Annotated in this window: 16 protein-coding genes; 8 read left to right on the plus strand and 8 right to left on the minus strand. The window is 56.7% G+C overall.

All coding sequences use genetic code 11. The features are described from left to right. Window positions 1-163: 163 nt before the first annotated feature. Genes KPHS_01140 through KPHS_01180 form a run of 5 tightly spaced genes read left to right on the plus strand, consistent with a single transcriptional unit; the run spans window position 164 to window position 6,468 of the window. Complete coding sequence (locus KPHS_01140) at window positions 164-1,810, plus strand: acetolactate synthase 2 catalytic subunit (RefSeq protein ID YP_005224414.1); 1,647 nt, start codon at window positions 164-166, stop codon at window positions 1,808-1,810. Continuing rightward, a complete protein-coding gene (locus KPHS_01150; protein ID YP_005224415.1) occupies window positions 1,807-2,064 on the plus strand; it encodes an acetolactate synthase 2 regulatory subunit in 258 nt (85 codons plus the stop codon). Before KPHS_01140 ends, KPHS_01150 begins: the two co-directional genes overlap by 4 nt. A gap of 16 nt (window positions 2,065-2,080) precedes the next feature. Further along, the gene (locus KPHS_01160; protein YP_005224416.1) at window positions 2,081-3,010 is read left to right on the plus strand and encodes a branched-chain amino acid aminotransferase; all 930 of its coding nucleotides are present in this window, start codon (window positions 2,081-2,083) and stop codon (window positions 3,008-3,010) included. A 60-nt stretch (window positions 3,011-3,070) separates the two neighbouring features. Continuing rightward, a complete protein-coding gene (locus KPHS_01170) occupies window positions 3,071-4,921 on the plus strand; it encodes a dihydroxy-acid dehydratase (protein ID YP_005224417.1) in 1,851 nt (616 codons plus the stop codon). A gap of 59 nt (window positions 4,922-4,980) precedes the next feature. Continuing rightward, a complete protein-coding gene (locus KPHS_01180; protein YP_005224418.1) occupies window positions 4,981-6,468 on the plus strand; it encodes a threonine dehydratase in 1,488 nt (495 codons plus the stop codon). Here KPHS_01180 and KPHS_01190 read toward each other — a convergent pair. Beyond that, entirely contained in the window at window positions 6,465-7,355 is an 891-nt protein-coding gene (locus tag KPHS_01190) for a transcriptional activator protein (protein ID YP_005224419.1), read from the minus strand. The genes KPHS_01180 and KPHS_01190 overlap by 4 nt on opposite strands. A 152-nt stretch (window positions 7,356-7,507) precedes the next feature. Between KPHS_01190 and KPHS_01200 the strand changes: the two genes are divergently transcribed. Further along, complete coding sequence (locus tag KPHS_01200; protein ID YP_005224420.1) at window positions 7,508-8,983, plus strand: ketol-acid reductoisomerase; 1,476 nt, start codon at window positions 7,508-7,510, stop codon at window positions 8,981-8,983. A gap of 203 nt (window positions 8,984-9,186) precedes the next feature. On the opposite strand, the gene KPHS_01210 is transcribed toward KPHS_01200, so the two are convergent. Together KPHS_01210 and KPHS_01220 are read right to left on the minus strand one after the other, a co-directional pair. After that, on the minus strand, window positions 9,187-9,468 hold the full coding sequence (locus KPHS_01210; RefSeq protein YP_005224421.1) for a peptidyl-prolyl cis-trans isomerase C: 282 nt from the start codon (window positions 9,466-9,468) through the stop codon (window positions 9,187-9,189). Between the two features lie 51 nt (window positions 9,469-9,519). Beyond that, on the minus strand, window positions 9,520-9,801 hold the full coding sequence (locus tag KPHS_01220) for a peptidyl-prolyl cis-trans isomerase C (RefSeq protein ID YP_005224422.1): 282 nt from the start codon (window positions 9,799-9,801) through the stop codon (window positions 9,520-9,522). Between the two features lie 112 nt (window positions 9,802-9,913). Here KPHS_01220 and KPHS_01230 point away from each other — a divergent pair, with 112 nt between their 5' ends. Next, window positions 9,914-11,935 carry an ATP-dependent DNA helicase Rep gene (locus KPHS_01230; RefSeq protein YP_005224423.1) on the plus strand — a complete coding sequence of 674 codons (2,022 nt, stop codon included), beginning with the start codon at window positions 9,914-9,916 and terminating at the stop codon, window positions 11,933-11,935. Window positions 11,936-11,939: 4 nt separating this feature from the next. Here the strand turns inward: KPHS_01230 and KPHS_01240 are convergent, their stop codons facing one another. From KPHS_01240 to KPHS_01280, 5 genes are all read right to left on the minus strand, one after another. Then, entirely contained in the window at window positions 11,940-12,662 is a 723-nt protein-coding gene (locus KPHS_01240) for a putative transport protein (protein YP_005224424.1), read from the minus strand. Window positions 12,663-12,724: 62 nt separating this feature from the next. Next, window positions 12,725-13,723, minus strand: a complete 999-nt coding sequence (locus KPHS_01250) for a putative amidohydrolase 2 (protein ID YP_005224425.1) — start codon at window positions 13,721-13,723, stop codon at window positions 12,725-12,727. Window positions 13,724-13,853: 130 nt separating this feature from the next. Then, window positions 13,854-14,780 carry a putative LysR family regulatory protein gene (locus KPHS_01260; RefSeq protein ID YP_005224426.1) on the minus strand — a complete coding sequence of 309 codons (927 nt, stop codon included), beginning with the start codon at window positions 14,778-14,780 and terminating at the stop codon, window positions 13,854-13,856. A gap of 19 nt (window positions 14,781-14,799) precedes the next feature. Continuing rightward, window positions 14,800-16,308: a guanosine pentaphosphatase gene (locus KPHS_01270; protein YP_005224427.1), complete on the minus strand. Its 1,509-nt coding sequence runs from the start codon at window positions 16,306-16,308 to the stop codon at window positions 14,800-14,802. A 118-nt stretch (window positions 16,309-16,426) separates the two neighbouring features. Next, a complete protein-coding gene (locus KPHS_01280; RefSeq protein ID YP_005224428.1) occupies window positions 16,427-17,692 on the minus strand; it encodes an ATP-dependent RNA helicase RhlB in 1,266 nt (421 codons plus the stop codon). Window positions 17,693-18,033: 341 nt separating this feature from the next. Here KPHS_01280 and KPHS_01290 point away from each other — a divergent pair, with 341 nt between their 5' ends. Next, entirely contained in the window at window positions 18,034-18,363 is a 330-nt protein-coding gene (locus tag KPHS_01290; RefSeq protein ID YP_005224429.1) for a thioredoxin, read from the plus strand. Window positions 18,364-18,601 lie beyond the last annotated feature (238 nt).

Consider the following 18,601-nt stretch of genomic DNA (forward strand, 5'->3'; position numbering starts at 1 on the left):
CACTTGGACGAGGAAAGGCTTAGAAATCAAGCCTTAACGAACTAAGACCCCCGCACCGAAAGGTCCGGGGGTTTTTTTATAACTGAAATAACCTAAGCGAGGAGCAGATGATGACTTTTAGCATAAAATTCTGTTTCTCCCGATTTATGACGGGGAACTAACTATGAATGGCGCGCAGTGGGTGGTACATGCTTTGCGGACACAGGGAGTCGACACAGTTTTTGGCTATCCGGGTGGCGCAATTATGCCGGTTTACGATGCACTGTATGACGGCGGCGTGGAGCACCTGCTGTGCCGGCATGAGCAAGGGGCAGCCATGGCGGCCATTGGTTATGCGCGAGCAACCGGTAAAACCGGGGTGTGTATCGCGACGTCCGGCCCGGGCGCGACCAATCTGATCACCGGCCTGGCGGACGCCCTGCTTGACTCTATTCCCATCGTAGCTATCACCGGCCAGGTGGCCGCACCCTTCATCGGCACGGATGCGTTCCAGGAAGTAGATGTTCTCGGTTTGTCACTGGCCTGTACTAAGCACAGTTTCCTTGTGCAGTCTCTGGACGAACTGCCGCGGGTTATTGCCGAGGCTTTCCAGGTGGCAAACTCAGGCCGTCCAGGTCCGGTGCTGGTTGATATCCCTAAGGATATTCAGATGGCGCAGGGCGACCTCGATCCCCATTTCTCTACCGTCGCCGATGAGATGGCATTTCCGCAGGCGGAAGTGGCGCAGGCTCTGCAGATGCTGGCCCAATCGCAGCAACCGATGCTGTATGTTGGCGGCGGGGTCGGCATGGCGCAGGCGGTACCGGCTTTGCGCGAATTCCTGGCGGTGACCAGGATGCCGGCAACCTGCACCCTGAAAGGGCTGGGCGTGGTGGATGCTGATTATCCCTATTATCTCGGCATGCTGGGAATGCACGGCACTAAGGCGGCCAACCTGGCGGTACAGGAGTGCGATCTGCTGATCGCCGTCGGCGCGCGCTTTGACGATCGCGTAACCGGTAAGCTCAATACCTTCGCACCGCATGCCAAAGTGATCCACATGGACATCGATCCGGCGGAGCTGAACAAGCTGCGTCAGGCGCATATCGGTCTGACAGGCGATCTGAACTGCCTGCTGCCGGCGCTGCAGCAGCCGTTAGCTATCGATGGCTGGCGCGAGCGGAGTGCCGCACTGCGTGCCGAGCATGCCTGGCGTTACGATCATCCCGGTGAGGCAATCTACGCGCCGCTGCTGCTGAAGCAGCTTTCCGACCGCAAGCCGGCGGACAGCGTGGTGACCACCGACGTTGGCCAGCACCAGATGTGGTCGGCTCAGCATATGACCTATACCCGCCCGGAAAACTTTATCACCTCCAGTGGCTTAGGCACCATGGGCTTTGGCCTGCCGGCCGCCGTTGGCGCCCAGGTGGCGCGCCCTAACGATACGGTGATCTGTATCTCCGGTGACGGCTCCTTCATGATGAATGTACAGGAGCTGGGCACCGTTAAACGCAAGCAGTTACCGCTGAAGATCGTGTTACTCGACAACCAGCGGTTAGGGATGGTTCGACAATGGCAGCAGCTGTTTTTCCAGGAACGTTATAGCGAAACCACTCTGACTGATAACCCTGATTTCCTCACGCTGGCCAGCGCCTTCGGTATTCCTGGCCAACACATCACCCGTAAAGACCAGGTTGAAGCGGCACTCGACACCATGCTTTCGAGCCAGGGGCCATACCTGCTTCATGTCTCAATCGACGAACTTGAGAATGTCTGGCCGTTGGTGCCGCCCGGCGCCAGTAACTCTGAAATGCTGGAGAAATTATCATGATGCAACATCAGGTCGCTTTACAGGCACGTTTCAACCCGGAAACCTTAGAGCGCGTGCTGCGCGTTGTCCGCCACCGGGGTTTCCACATCTGCGCAATGAACATGGAAACCGCGCCGGACGCACAGAACATAAATATCGAATTGACCGTTGCCAGCCCGCGGCCCGTCGAATTACTGTTTAGTCAATTAAGCAAACTGGTCGACGTTGCCTGCGTCGAGATCCAGCAACCCACATCACAACAAATCCGCGCCTGAGCGCAAAGGAAGAAAAATGACGACGAAAAAAGCTGATTACATTTGGTTCAATGGCGAGATGGTTCCGTGGGGCGAAGCGAAAGTTCATGTGATGTCCCATGCGCTGCACTACGGTACCTCGGTATTCGAGGGGATCCGTTGCTACGACTCGCACAAAGGCCCGGTGGTGTTCCGTCATCGCGAACATATGCAGCGTCTGCATGATTCAGCCAAAATTTATCGTTTCCCGGTCTCCCAGAGCGTCGACGAACTGATGGAAGCCTGCCGCGAAGTCATTCGAACCAATAATCTGACCAGCGCTTATATCCGTCCGCTGGTGTTTGTTGGCGATGTCGGCATGGGGGTAAACCCGCCTCCGGGTTACAACACTGACGTGATCATCGCGGCGTTCCCATGGGGAGCCTACCTCGGCGCAGAAGCGCTTGAGCAGGGGATCGATGCAATGGTCTCTTCCTGGAACCGCGCGGCGCCGAACACTATCCCGACGGCAGCGAAAGCCGGTGGTAATTATCTTTCCTCGCTGCTGGTTGGCAGTGAAGCGCGTCGCCATGGCTATCAGGAAGGTATCGCCCTCGATGTTAACGGCTATATCTCCGAAGGCGCAGGGGAAAACCTGTTTGAAGTGAAGGACGGTGTACTGTTCACCCCGCCGTTTACCTCTTCCGCGCTGCCGGGCATTACCCGCGACGCCATTATCAAGCTGGCGAAAGATCTTGGTATCGAAGTCCGCGAGCAGGTGTTGTCCCGTGAATCCCTGTATCTGGCGGATGAAGTCTTCATGTCCGGCACTGCGGCGGAAATCACCCCGGTACGCAGCGTGGACGGCATCCAGGTCGGCGCAGGCCGTCGCGGTCCGGTAACCAAACGCATTCAGGAAGCCTTCTTTGGCCTCTTCACCGGTGAAACAGAAGATAAATGGGGCTGGTTGGATCCGGTAAGTAAGTAATTAAAAATGGGACGGCACGCACCGTCCCATTTAATAAACACAGATGGGAGTAAAAAGAGCATGCCTAAGTACCGTTCCGCCACCACCACACATGGCCGCAATATGGCGGGCGCCCGCGCGTTGTGGCGCGCAACCGGAATGACCGATGCCGATTTCGGCAAACCGATTATCGCCGTCGTTAACTCCTTTACCCAGTTTGTCCCCGGGCACGTGCACCTGCGCGATCTCGGCAAACTGGTTGCCGAGCAGATTGAAGCCGCCGGTGGCGTGGCCAAAGAATTCAACACCATCGCAGTGGATGATGGGATCGCTATGGGCCACGGGGGTATGCTCTATTCACTGCCATCCCGCGAGCTGATCGCCGACTCGGTGGAGTATATGGTTAACGCCCACTGCGCTGATGCCATGGTTTGTATCTCCAACTGCGACAAAATCACCCCGGGGATGCTGATGGCCTCCCTGCGTTTGAATATTCCGGTGATCTTTGTTTCCGGCGGCCCGATGGAAGCCGGGAAGACCAAGCTGTCAGATAAAATCATCAAGCTTGACCTGGTGGATGCGATGATTCAGGGGGCGGATCCGAAAGTGTCCGACGAGCAGAGTAATCAGGTGGAACGCTCCGCCTGCCCGACCTGCGGCTCCTGTTCCGGGATGTTCACGGCGAACTCCATGAACTGCCTGACCGAAGCGCTGGGCCTGTCACAACCGGGCAACGGCTCTCTGCTGGCGACCCACGCCGATCGTAAGGAGCTGTTCCTAAACGCCGGGAAACGTATCGTGGAGCTGACCAAACGCTATTACGAGCAGGATGACGCTTCCGCGCTGCCGCGCAATATCGCCAGCAAGGCGGCCTTTGAGAACGCTATGACGCTGGATATCGCCATGGGCGGCTCCACCAATACCGTTCTGCACCTGCTGGCGGCGGCGCAGGAAGCTGAAATCGACTTCACCATGAGCGATATCGATAAGCTCTCCCGCAAAGTGCCGCAGCTGTGTAAGGTGGCGCCGAGCACGCAGAAATACCATATGGAAGATGTGCATCGCGCCGGCGGCGTGCTGGGCATTCTGGGCGAGCTGGACCGCGCCGGGCTGCTGAATCGCGAGGTCAAAAACGTCCTTGGCCTGACGCTGCCGCAGACCCTGGAACAGTACGATGTGATGGTGACCCAGGACGACGCGGTGAAAAAAATGTTCCGCGCCGGCCCGGCGGGCATTCGTACCACCCAGGCGTTCTCGCAAGACTGCCGCTGGGATACCCTGGATGACGATCGCGCCGAAGGCTGTATCCGTTCTCTGGAACACGCTTACAGCAAGGACGGCGGCCTGGCGGTGCTGTACGGCAATTTCGCGGAAAACGGTTGTATCGTGAAAACCGCCGGCGTGGACGACAGCATCCTGAAATTTACCGGTCCGGCGAAAGTATATGAGAGCCAGGACGATGCAGTTGAGGCTATCCTCGGCGGTAAAGTCGTGGAAGGCGACGTCGTGGTGATCCGCTACGAAGGGCCGAAAGGCGGGCCGGGGATGCAGGAAATGCTTTACCCCACCAGCTTCCTGAAGTCGATGGGGCTGGGCAAAGCGTGCGCGCTGATCACCGATGGCCGTTTCTCCGGCGGCACCTCAGGGCTCTCTATCGGCCACGTCTCTCCGGAAGCGGCGAGCGGCGGCAACATTGCGCTCATTGAAGATGGCGACATGATCGCGATTGATATTCCGAACCGCAGCATCCAGCTGCAGCTGAGCGATGCGGAAATTGCGGCGCGTCGTGAAGCCCAGGAAGCGCGTGGCGACCAGGCGTGGACGCCGAAGAATCGCCAGCGTCAGGTCTCCTTTGCTCTTCGCGCCTACGCCAGCCTGGCGACCAGCGCCGACAAAGGCGCGGTACGCGATAAATCCAAGCTGGGTGGCTAATCATGGCGGATTCACAACCCTTGTCCGGCGCCCCTGAGGGCGCCGAGTACCTGAGAGCAGTGCTGCGCGCGCCGGTTTATGAAGCGGTGCAGAAAACGCCGCTGCAAAAAATGGATAAGCTCTCGTCGCGGCTGGATAACGTTATTCTGGTGAAGCGTGAAGATCGCCAGCCGGTACACAGCTTTAAGCTGCGTGGCGCTTACGCGATGATGTCCAGCCTGACTGCCGAACAGAAATCCCACGGGGTGATCACCGCTTCGGCGGGCAACCATGCCCAGGGCGTGGCGTTTTCCGCATCGCGGCTGGGCGTTAAGGCGCTGATCGTGATGCCGGTAGCGACCGCCGATATCAAAGTCGATGCCGTTCGCGGCTTTGGCGGCGAAGTGCTGCTGCACGGCGCCAACTTTGACGAAGCGAAGGCGAGAGCGATTGAGCTGGCGCAACAGCAGGGTTTTACCTGGGTGCCGCCGTTCGATCACCCAATGGTCATCGCCGGACAGGGAACCCTGGCGCTGGAGCTGCTGCAGCAGGATGCCCATATTGACCGCGTATTCGTCCCGGTGGGCGGCGGCGGTCTGGCAGCGGGCGTGGCGGTGCTGATCAAGCAACTGATGCCGCAGATCAAAGTGATCGCGGTGGAGGCGGAAGATTCTGCTTGCCTGAAGGCGGCGCTGGACGCAGGCCATCCGGTGGATCTGCCGCGCGTCGGCTTGTTTGCCGAAGGCGTGGCGGTCAAACGCATCGGCGATGAAACGTTCCGTTTATGCCAGGAGTATCTGGACGATATCATCACCGTCGATAGCGATGCTATCTGCGCGGCGATGAAGGATCTGTTCGAAGATGTGCGGGCGGTGGCGGAGCCTTCCGGCGCGCTGGCGCTGGCGGGGATGAAAAAGTATATCGCCCAGCATAACATCCGCGGCGAGCGTCTGGCTCATATTCTGTCCGGGGCCAACGTCAACTTCCATGGCCTGCGCTACGTGTCCGAGCGCTGCGAGCTCGGGGAACAGCGGGAAGCGCTGCTGGCGGTGACGATCCCGGAAGAGAAAGGTAGCTTTTTGAAGTTTTGCCAGCTACTGGGGGGCCGCTCAGTGACGGAGTTCAACTACCGCTTTGCCGATGCCAAAGACGCCTGTATTTTTGTCGGGGTACGCCTGAGTCGTGGCCTGGAAGAGCGGAAAGAGATCCTCCAGTTACTGAACGACGGCGGCTACAGCGTGGTGGATCTCTCTGATGATGAGATGGCTAAGCTGCATGTGCGCTATATGGTCGGCGGCCGGCCGTCAAAAGCGCTGCAGGAGCGGCTGTTCAGCTTCGAGTTTCCGGAATCGCCGGGGGCGCTGCTGAAATTCCTGCATACCCTTGGCACCCACTGGAATATTTCACTGTTCCACTACCGCAGCCACGGCACTGACTATGGTCGGGTACTGGCGGCCTTCGAGTTGGGCGAGCACGAGCCGGACTTTGAAACTCGTCTCAATGAGCTGGGCTATGAGTGCCACGACGAAACGCATAACCCGGCATTCCGCTTTTTCCTCGCGGGTTAGTGGTTGGGAAGAATTTTCCAGAAAGCATCAATAAGCGGCTCATGCAGCCGCTTTTTTTGTGCGCAAACGCCCAGCTCAAACGGCGTTTGCTCATCGCTGCGCTCCAGGATCATCACCCTGTTGCGTACCGGTTCCGGACTGTTCTCCAGCACCACTTCCGGCAGCAGCGCCACGCCGCATCCCAGGGCGACCATCGACACCATCGCTTCGTGCCCGCCGACGGTGGCGTAGATCGACGGATTGCTGATTTTATGCCGCCGAAACCACAGCTCGATGCGCCGACGTACCGGCCCCTGGTCGGCCATGATAAAGGGCACTGTCGACCAGTCGGGGCGCTCGACGGTCACCTGGTTGCGCACCGGGCAGGGAAGGGCCGGGGCAATTAACACCACGGCGAGGTTCTCCAGCATCGAAAACGCCACCGACCCTGGCAGAGTCTCCGGCTTACCGGCAATCGCCAGGTCGGCTTCGCCGGTGACGACCTTCTCCATAGCGTCGGCGGCGTCGCCGGTCGAGAGCTTGATCTCCACCGAGGGGTGCGCGGCGCGAAAGCGGTCGAGAATCGGCGGCAGATGGCTATAGGCGGCGGTGACAGAGCAGAAGATGTGCAGCTCGCCGGAGAGCGAAGGGCCCTGCTGATCGATGACGTGACGAAGCTGCTGATACTGCAATAAAGTCTGTTGGGCAAAGGTACGTAACTCTTCCCCGGCTTCGGTAAGGGTCACCGTGCGATTATCTCGCACGAACAGCGGCTGGCCGAGGTCCTCTTCCAGACGCTGGATCTGGCGCGAAAGCGTCGACGGGCTGACGTGCATGGCCCGCGCGCTGCGGCCAAAATGGCGGCTTTCCGCCAGATGCAGAAAGGTTTTCAGATCGCGTAAATCCACGGCGCGTACTCCCCGGTTTTGTATTTCATAAAATGCAACGTGACGTTGTGAATATATCAATTTCCGCAATAAAATTCCTGTCATATAGTAAGTTCATTCTCGCAAAAGCGAACCGAACAATAAGCACGACACAACATCACGGAGTTACAGACATGGCTAACTACTTTAATACACTGAACCTGCGCCAGCAGCTGGCACAGCTGGGCAAATGCCGCTTTATGGCGCGCGACGAATTCGCCGATGGCGCAAGCTACCTTCAGGGTAAAAAAGTGGTCATCGTCGGCTGCGGCGCACAGGGCCTGAACCAGGGTCTGAACATGCGTGACTCCGGCCTGGATATCTCCTATGCGCTGCGTAAAGAAGCGATCGCTGAGAAGCGCGCCTCCTGGCGTAAAGCGACTGAAAACGGCTTCAAAGTCGGCACTTATGAAGAGCTGATCCCGCAGGCCGACCTGGTGGTTAACCTGACGCCGGACAAACAGCACTCAGACGTTGTGCGCTCCGTACAGCCGCTGATGAAAGACGGCGCAGCGCTGGGTTACTCCCACGGCTTCAACATCGTGGAAGTGGGCGAGCAGATCCGTAAAGACATCACCGTGGTGATGGTGGCGCCGAAGTGCCCGGGCACCGAAGTGCGTGAAGAGTACAAACGCGGTTTCGGCGTACCGACGCTTATCGCGGTACACCCGGAAAACGACCCGAAAGGCGAAGGCATGGCGATTGCCAAAGCATGGGCTGCGGCGACAGGCGGCCACCGCGCGGGCGTGCTGGAGTCTTCCTTCGTGGCGGAAGTGAAATCTGACCTGATGGGCGAGCAAACCATCCTTTGCGGCATGCTGCAGGCGGGTTCTCTGCTGTGCTTCGACAAGCTGGTGGCGGAAGGTACCGATCCGGCGTATGCAGAAAAACTGATTCAGTTCGGCTGGGAAACCATCACCGAAGCGCTGAAGCAGGGCGGCATCACCCTGATGATGGATCGCCTCTCCAACCCGGCGAAACTGCGCGCTTATGCGCTGTCCGAGCAGCTGAAAGAGATCATGGCGCCGCTGTTCCAGAAACACATGGACGACATCATCTCCGGCGAATTCTCCTCCGGTATGATGGCGGACTGGGCGAATGATGATAAGAAACTGCTGACCTGGCGTGAAGAGACCGGCAAAACCGCCTTCGAAACCGCGCCGCAATATGAAGGCAAAATCGGCGAGCAGGAGTACTTCGATAAAGGCGTTCTGATGATCGCGATGGTGAAAGCGGGCGTTGAGCTGGCCTTCGAAACCATGGTGGCCTCCGGCATCATCGAAGAGTCTGCTTACTACGAATCACTGCATGAGCTGCCGCTTATCGCCAACACCATCGCCCGTAAGCGTCTGTATGAGATGAACGTGGTTATTTCCGATACCGCTGAATATGGTAACTACCTGTTCTCTTACGCTTGCGTACCGCTGCTGAAAGAGTTCATGACCACCCTGCAGACCGGCGACCTGGGCACAGCGATTGCCGAAGGCGCGGTAGATAACGCGCAGCTGCGCGATGTGAACGAAGCGATTCGCAGCCACGCTATCGAGCAGGTTGGTAAGAAACTGCGCGGTTATATGACCGATATGAAGCGTATCGCGGTAGCCGGCTAATTCCTCGTCGTCTTTCGACTTGCCGATGCGTTGGCTACGGTACGTACACCCCAGTCACATAGTAATCTTTGTTCCTGGGGATGTACTTCCTTGCCGCCTTCCGGCAAGCCGAAATCCATAGAGGCATGGATTTGTTTAGTAGGCCTGATAAGCGAAGCGCCATCAGGCAAAAACCCGGAGATTAAGATCCCCGGGTTTTTTTATTATTTCCGGTACAGCACTTTGATGATGTGGTAGCCGAACTGGGTATGCAGCGGGCCGGTTGGCTCCAGTTCAGGGCAGGAGAAGACCACTTTATCGAAGGCTGGTACCATCTGGCCCTGGCGGAACTCACCCAGATCGCCGCCGCGTTTGCCTGACGGACAAATGGAGTGTTTCTTTGCCAGCTTGCCGAAATCGGCGCCGTTTTTGAGCTGCTCGAGCAGATCGAGCGCCAGTTTCTCTTCTTTTACCAGGATATGCAGTGCTGCCGCGGTTTTAGCCATGATTGCGCCTTGAGTGAGTTGGGATAAATCAGGGCGCCATAGTATCACGCGCTAGCGGCGATACAGCACCTTGATGATGTGGTAGCCGAATTTGGTTTTCACCGGGCCATAGGGTTTGAGCAGCGGACAGCTGAAGACGGCTTGATCAAACGGACCGACCATCGCGCCTTGCTGAAACTCGCCTAAGTCGCCGCCGTTGCGGCCAGACGGACATTTAGAATAGCGTTTCGCCAGATGATCGAAGCTGACGCCCCGCTCCAGTTTGGCGAGGATCTCCAGCGCCAGTTTCTCTTCTTTGACCAGGATATGCAGGGCCGCTGCGCTTTTTGCCATGACATCATTCTCAGGATGGTTTGTGTGGCTGACACTTTACCATCAGTCAGTAAATCTCGGCTCCGCTTTCTGCTACAATCCCCACCCCGTTCGAAGATTGAGCAAGACTCCCATGCGTTTAAACCCTGGCCAACAACAAGCCGTCGAATTCGTCACCGGACCGTGCCTGGTGCTGGCGGGCGCCGGTTCCGGTAAGACCCGCGTTATTACGAATAAAATCGCCCACCTGATCCGCGGCTGCGGCTATCAGGCGCGCCATATCGCGGCCGTGACCTTTACCAACAAAGCCGCGCGCGAGATGAAAGAGCGCGTTGGGCAAACGCTGGGGCGCAAAGAGGCGCGTGGCCTGATGATTTCCACCTTCCACACTTTGGGGCTGGATATCATTAAGCGCGAATACGCTGCGCTGGGTATGAAGTCTAACTTTTCCTTATTCGACGATACCGACCAGGTGGCGCTGCTTAAGGAACTGACCGAAGGATTGATCGAAGATGACAAAGTGGTGCTTCAGCAGCTGATCTCGACGATCTCCAACTGGAAAAACGATCTAAAAACCCCGGCGCAGGCCGCCGCTGGCGCGAAAGGCGAACGGGATCGTATTTTCGCCCACTGCTATGGGCTATACGACGCGCACATGAAGGCCTGCAATGTCCTCGATTTTGACGATCTGATCCTGCTGCCAACGCTGCTGCTGCAGCGCAACGAGGAGGTGCGCGAGCGCTGGCAAAATAAGATCCGCTACCTGCTGGTGGATGAGTATCAGGATACCAATACCAGCCAGTATGAGCTGGTGAAACTGCTGGTGGGTCAGCGGGCGCGCTTTACCGTGGTGGGCGATGACGACCAGTCGATCTACTCCTGGCGCGGCGCGCGGCCGCAGAACCTGGTGCTGCTCAGCCAGGACTTCCCGGCGCTGCGGGTGATCAAGCTTGAGCAGAACTACCGCTCATCCGGGCGTATTCTGAAAGCCGCCAACATTTTGATCGCTAATAACCCTCACGTCTTTGAAAAGCGGCTGTTCTCCGAACTGGGATATGGCGCAGAGCTGAAAGTGCTCTCCGCCAACAATGAAGATCATGAAGCGGAGCGCGTGGCCGGGGAGCTGATCGCCCACCACTTCATTAATAAAACCAATTACAAAGACTACGCGATCCTTTATCGCGGCAATCACCAGTCGCGGGTCTTTGAAAAGATGCTGATGCAGAACCGCATCCCGTACAAAATCTCCGGCGGCACGTCGTTCTTTTCGCGTCCGGAAATTAAAGATCTGCTGGCCTATCTGCGCGTGCTGACCAACCCGGACGACGACAGCGCCTTCCTGCGTATCGTCAACACGCCGAAGCGCGAGATCGGCCCGGCGACGCTGCAAAAGCTCGGTGAGTGGGCGATGGGCCGCAACAAAGGATTGTTCACCGCCAGCTTTGATATGGGTCTCAGCCAGACGCTGACCGGGCGCGGCTATGAATCCCTTACCCGCTTCACCCACTGGCTACGCGAGATCCAGCAGCTGGCCGAACGCGAGCCGGTCAACGCCGTGCGCGATTTGATTCGCGGGATCGACTACGAATCCTGGCTGTATGAAACCTCGCCCAGCCCGAAAGCCGCGGAAATGCGCATGAAAAACGTCAACCAGCTGTTTACCTGGATGACCGAGATGCTGGAAGGCAGCGAAATCGATGAGCCGATGACCCTGACCCAGGTGGTCACCCGCTTTACCCTGCGCGACATGATGGAGCGCGGCGAATCGGATGAAGAGCTGGATCAGGTGCAGCTGATGACTCTCCATGCGTCAAAGGGGCTGGAGTTCCCCTACGTCTATCTGGTGGGAATGGAAGAGGGATTGCTGCCGCACCAAAGCAGCATTGATGAAGATAACGTCGATGAAGAGCGACGGTTAGCCTACGTTGGCATCACCCGTGCGCAGAAAGAGCTGACCTTTACGCTCTGTAAGGAGCGCCGGCAATATGGCGAGCTGGTGCGTCCTGAACCGAGTCGTTTTCTGCTGGAGCTACCTCAGGACGACCTTATCTGGGAGCAGGCACGCAAAACCATTACGCCTGAAGAGCGGATGCAAAAAGGCCAGGCCAACGTAGCTAATATTCGGGCGATGCTGGCAAAGGCGAAAAAAGCTTAGCGTCTCAGGCGATAAACTGCTGCCAGGCGGCGGAGAAGGGCATCACCAGTATTAGCGAGGGCAGCATATTGGCGGTAGGGAAGGCACGGATCCCGCACAGACGGAAACCGGTCGCCAGCATAATGATGCCGCCGCAGGCGGTGAAGTCGGCGATCATCGACGGATTGATTAACGCCATGATAAAGGTTGCCGCGAAAAACAGGATAACGAAAACAATCAGCTGGGGAATAAAGATCACGGTGATGATATACCCCAGCGTGGAGGCGAAAATCGCGGCAGTAAAAAAGTCGAGGATCGACTTGGTCAGCAGAATGGTCGGGTCGCCGGTCATCCCTTCGGTTAAGGCGCCGAAGATGCCGGTACCGCTGGCGCAGAACAGGATCAGCACGGCGATAAACTGATTCATAAAATCTTCCGCACCGACGCTGGCGCTGGACTGCGCCGGAAAGATACGTTCAATGGGGCTGCGCAGCGTTGTTCCGGCTCGTTCAATCCATTTTTCAATATTCAACAGGCCGCCGATAATCGTGCCGACAATAATAGCCAGGGCAATCGGCGGCAGGTTATGCAATTTATTGACAAAGAATATGCCCATACTGATTGAGATCAGTCCGGCGATCAACGGTAAGGTTTTTTTGAAATGTTCCGGAATAAAACGATTCAGTGAAGCGCCCGCCAGCGCACCAACGAGAAGCGAGCCGCTACAGACAAATATACCTATAGCCATAATTTATTTTCCCTAATAAAAATCAGGGCCTGAATATACAGGCCCTGAAATATTTAAATTAATTATTTAATGTTAAATACGCGGCTGGCATTACCCCAGGCGATTTTCTCTTTCAGGCCTGCTTCAAGTTCTAAAGGATCAAACCAGTCGCAGGCCTGATGAATATCTTCATACGGATAATCGACAGAGAACATCACGCGATCGGCGCCCATGACTTCAATAGCATTATTCAGTGAATGGGTATTGAAATGGCCGCTGGTGGTAACGATGAAGTTATTCTGCAGGTAGTGCATTAACGGTTTTTCCGCTTTACCCAAACCGCAGCCGAAACGCTGACGATAGAGACGATGTTGAGTGCGCGGCAGCATATGTACCAGCCCTTCGCCGAGGTGACCCAGCACCAGATTGAGGTTAGGATAACGATCGAACAGACCGCTCATCATCAGACGAATAGCATGCACTGCCGTTTCCTGAGCGAAGCCCCAGGCAGAGCCGATCAGGCTTTCGTAACCGGTATAGATGCCACGCGCCGGGCCTTCCAGCGGTTCACGAGGATGCAGATAGACAGGCACGTTCAGCTCGTTGACCTTATCCCAGAATACCAGCATGGATTCGTCATCAAGATACAGGCCATGCTCGCTATCTTTAACGTTGGTGTAGCCGTTGATCAGCGCACCTTTCATGCCTAACTTTTTCACGGCGCGCTCCAGCTCTTCCGCCGCGGCTTCCGGGTTCTGCAATGCCAGGGTGGCGAAGGCGCTGAATTTGTCCGGATTTGGCTTAACATAATTCTCAACGATAAAATCGTTGGTATCGCGGGCAAAAGAGACGGCTTTGGCTTTATCTAAAATAGACTGGGCGCCAGGTGAAGTCAGAGAAAGAATTACATGATCAATATGACGCTGCGCCATTTCTTCCAGCTGAATGCTGCGATCCAGCAGGCGGCGTTCAACATCTTTCATATATTCTGTGCCGTTACGACCTGCTTCACCAGATGAATCCCACAGACGGTTATTTTCAGGAGTGGATACGTGTTCTTCTAAAGCAATTTTTCCGCGCATGATATTTTCCTTGCGATATGAGTCAGTGTGGCTTGATGCGAGGAGAATAAAAGCTTTCACGTATTACCAGCAATAAACCAAACGTAATAGGGGTTATTAATAAAACCAATACACGGGCGTATTTTGTTACTTAGATTTTAATAGAAGTACTCTGCTGTGCGGGATCGGCAAGCGTAGCGATCAGCGAGCGTAGCCAGATATGTCCGGGATCGCGGTGCAGCCGCTGATGCCAGACCTGACGGATGGCGATTTTGGCGAGGGGAAAAGGCAGCGGCCAGCTGCGGCAGGGATAGCGCCGGGTGATATGCCGCGCCACCTGTTCCGGGACGACGGCAATCATATCGCTTTCGGCCACCAGCTCACCGGTACCTAAAAAACTTGGTAACGTTAGCGCAATGCGCCGGGGCATGTGGTGCTCATCAAGCAGCTTATCCATATCGCCATGGGCAGTCCCCTCCACGCGGATCGCCAGATGCTTTTCCTGGCGCCAGTCTTCGGCGCGGAGCTGTGCGCGAATGCGAGGATGGTTTTCCGCAGCCAGGCAGACATATGATTGATCGAAGAGATGTTGCTGGTAGACGCTTTCCGGAAGCTGCGTCAGATAGCCGATCGCGAGATCGCATTTCCCGGATTCGAGGGCGTTGAGGGTCTGCTCATCCAGATTCTGTACCGTAAAGGTGATCCCGTCCGCCGCCTGCTGCTGGAGCGCAATTTGCAATAAAGGCAGCAGCGTCATTTGGCTGATATCGGTCATACCGATCGTAAAATTACGCTGGCTCTGCTGGGGAAGAAATTCAGGTTTGACCGCTAAATCGTTATCGGCAAGCTGGAGAAGAGTCGAGATGGTGGGGGCGATCGCGTCCGCTCGCGGCGTCGGGATCATCCGCTGCCCGACCCGGACAAACAGCGGGTCAGCAAAATGATCTCGTAGTTTTTTCAGCAAAAGGCTGCCGGTGGGCTGGCTGATATCGAGCGCGTCAGCCGCTGGGGAAACATTGCCCAAGCGGTAGAGCGCAGAGAAAAAGCGTAGCGATTTGAAATCCAGTTCTTCCCGCATCCGCCCTCCTGGCTGGATATTATTTCAGCGTATCGCCGCTGGCGACCCGAAGTATCCAGTGGACGTAGCTTTGCCACTGACACTCCTGATCGACCATCTCCCGACCCAGCGGATGTTCATCCAGCCAGTTTCCCGGCAATATCAGCGTCAGTTGTTCGTCTTGAGCGGTCAGCTGAATGGCGGGCAACAGATCGTCGCGCCGCCGGCTGGCAAACAGGATAGCCAGTCGCAGCAGACGACACAGATGCTCAGCCACCCGCGGTGGGACGGCATTCTGTTGATGAAGCGAAGAGAGGTCGATAGCGTTAGTCTGGTTAAGGAGCAGCGTGGCAATCAGCTTCTTCTGCGCCGGGGTAAAGCCCGGCAGGTCGAGGTTATTGACCAGATAGGCGGCGTGCTGCGGCGCGCGCTTAAAATCCACGCTCAGCCCAATCTCATGCAGCGCACAGGCGCTAAGGAGTAAATCACGGCTTAGCGGATCCAGCTCCCAGCTGCCATCCAACTGACTGAGCAGATGACTGGCAAGGCCGCCGACGCGCTGGGCCTGTTCTGTGTCGATCATAAAACGACGCTGAATATTACGCAGCGTGCGGCTGCGGATGTCCTGCTCAACGGAGAGATGCAGCATGCCGTACACCAGGCCTTCGCGTAACGCGCCGCCCGCGAGGGTCATACACTGAATATTCAGTTCGCTGAAGATAGCGATCAGGATCGCCAGCCCGCTAGGAAACACCAGCGCCCGCTCAAGGGTTAAGCCTTCGATCTCCAGCTCTTCCAGACGTCCGCACTGGATAGCGCGCTGTTTAAGCTGCTGGAGTTTGGCGAGGGTGATTCGTTCATCCATCCCCTGCGCCATCATAATTTCCTGCAGAGCCTGAACGGTGCCGGAGGCGCCAACGCACACTTTCCATCCGTGATAGCGCAGCACATCGGCGACGGGCAGTAGCACCTCGCGCGCAGCCGCTTCGGCGAGATCGAAATTCTCTTTCGTCAGACTACGGTCGGCAAAATAGCGTTCAAGCCAGGTGACACAGCCCATCGACAGGCTAAACAGCGAGGTTGTTTGTGCGCCGGTCCCGGTCACCAGCTCGGTGCTGGCGCCGCCGATATCGACCACCAGGCGCTGATCGGCGCCGCCGGTGGTGTGGGCGACACCCTGGTAAATCAGGCGCGCTTCTTCTTCGCCGCTGATCACTTGCACTGGAGTGCCGAGGATCTCCTGCGCTTTCGCCAGAAACTCCCCCGCATTGACGGCAAGACGCAGCGTGGCGGTGGCCACGACGCGGATTTGCGTCGGCGGAATATCCTGCAGGCGCTCGGCAAACAGGCGTAAGCACTGCCAGCCCCGTTCCATCGCTTCTGCGGAGAGGGTGTTGTCGCTATTCAGGCCGGCGGCCAGTCGAACCTTACGCTTAATGCGGCTCAGCGTCTGGATGCTGCCCGCCACCTCGCGCACCACCAACATATGGAAACTATTGGAGCCCAAATCAATGGCGGCATATAGCGAGGTGGAGCTCATACTCTTCATCGTTCAGAAGGCTCCCTGGTCGGCGGGGCGCTTAGGCCCGATCCACATCACTGAGCGGGTCGCCAGAGGAAGGTCGCCCTGGCAGATTCTGAATGACTGAGCGTATGGCATAGATCTCTTAACCTGAACGACGACGATTGCGCGGTGGACCGTTACGGCGCGGGCCGTTGCCTGGGCGCGCACGGGTCAGACGCAGCGGCTTAGGCAGGTCGGTCATCAGCGCGTCCGGGTTGTACTTACTGACCGGAATTGAGTGACCAATATAGGTTTCGATCGCCGGCAGATTCAGCGCATACTCTTCGCAGGCGAGGCTAATGGAGTGACCGCTGGCGCCAGCGCGACCGGTACGGCCGATGCGGTGAACGTAATCTTCGCAGTCGTCCGGCAGATCGTAGTTAAAGACGTGGGTCACGGCCGGAATGTGCAAACCACGAGCGGCAACATCGGTCGCGACCAGAATATCGAGGTCGCCACGGGTAAATTCTTCGAGAATGCGCAGACGTTTTTTCTGCGCCACGTCGCCGGTCAGCAGACCTACGCGATGGCCGTCGGCGGCGAGATGGCCCCAGATATCTTCGCAACGGTGCTTGGTATTGGCGAAAACGATGGCGCGATCGGGCCACTCTTCTTCCAGCAGCGTCTGCAGCAGGCGCATTTTTTCTTCGTTGGACGGGTAGAAGAGCTCTTCTTTAATACGGTGGCCCGTTTTCTGTTCCGGCTCGACTTCAACGTACTCGGCGTTATTCATTTGTTCGAACGCCAGTTCGCGGACGCGATAAGAAAGGGTCGCGGAGAACAGCATGTTCAGGCGCTGAGTGGCCGGCGGCATGCGGCGGAACAGCCAGCGGATATCTTTAATAAAGCCGAGATCGTACATGCGATCGGCTTCGTCCAGCACGACAACCTGAATGGCGCCGAGGTTAATGTGGTTCTGCTTCGCGTAATCGATCAGACGACCAGTGGTGCCGATCAGAATATCGACGCCGCTTTCCAGCACTTTCAACTGCTTATCGTAGCCGTCGCCGCCGTAAGCCAGACCCAGCTTCAGACCGGTGGCCTGCGCCAGTGGCTCAGCGTCGGCGTGGATCTGTACCGCCAGTTCACGCGTCGGCGCCATAATCAGCGCGCGCGGTTGGTTAACCTGGCGATCGGCGATAGCCGGGTGAGAGAGAAGATAATGAAACGTTGACGTCAGGAACGCCATCGTTTTACCGGTACCGGTTTGCGCCTGCCCGGCGACATCGCGGCCTTCCAGCGTCAGCGGAAGGGCGAGGGCCTGAATGGGTGTGCAATTATGAAACCCTTTCTTTTCAAGGGCTTCAATGACTGCCGGGTGCAGGGCGAAGTCGGAAAACTTCTGTTCTGTTAAATGTGTTTTGCTCATAGTGTGGTAGAATATCAGCTAACTATTGCATTAAGAAAGCGTATCCGGTGAAATAACGTCAACCTTTCGTTGGCGGTGTACGAAATTATTCAAGGTACGTCTACGGTAACTGAACGAATCCAGGATAGCTTAGACTACTAAGCGAGTCGGGAGCGATAAATCTGCAGCATGCAGTTCGCGTTCGGGCACCCTGGCGTCAACAGGCGAGTCCATGATGGATTGCGCCAGTTGGCAGGCCAGAGAATTGAGGTATCCTGAAGAATAGCGTGCATAACGTAGCCGCAGCGCGTCGTTGATGGCTACGACACCAACACACCAGGCTTATTCCTGTGGAGTTAAATATGAGCGATAAAATTATTCACCTGACTGACGACAGTTTTGACACGGACGTACTCAAGGCTGACGGGCTGACCCTCGTCGATTTCTGGGCAGAGTGGTGTGGTCCGTGCAAAATGATCGCCCCGATTCTGGATGAGATCGCTGAAGAGTATCAGGGCAAACTGACCGTAGCTAAGCTGAACATTGACCAGAACCCGGGCACTGCGCCGAAATACGGCATTCGCGGTATCCCAACCCTGCTGCTGTTTAAAAACGGCGAAGTGGCGGCCACTAAAGTTGGCGCCCTGTCCAAGGGTCAGCTGAAAGAGTTCCTCGACGCTAACCTGGCGTAAGCAAATTGCTGTTCCGGCGTCCAGATTCCTATTTTTTGCGGAACTCTGGACGCCCGGCTGGAGTCGTGCTAAGTTAATCCACAGACTTCGTTTTAAACATACCTTGTTTGAATCTTGTTTTACCCGAAGCATCCCGCATAAATGCGCGTGAAGCTAATAATTCCGGGCTTTTCACTCATTCCGTCTAGTCGTTTCAGTTCTGCGTTCTTTCCTGTGACCAGGCAACGTACAGACACGA

The organism is Klebsiella pneumoniae subsp. pneumoniae HS11286, assembly GCF_000240185.1.
Classification (GTDB): Bacteria; Pseudomonadota; Gammaproteobacteria; order Enterobacterales; family Enterobacteriaceae; genus Klebsiella; species Klebsiella pneumoniae.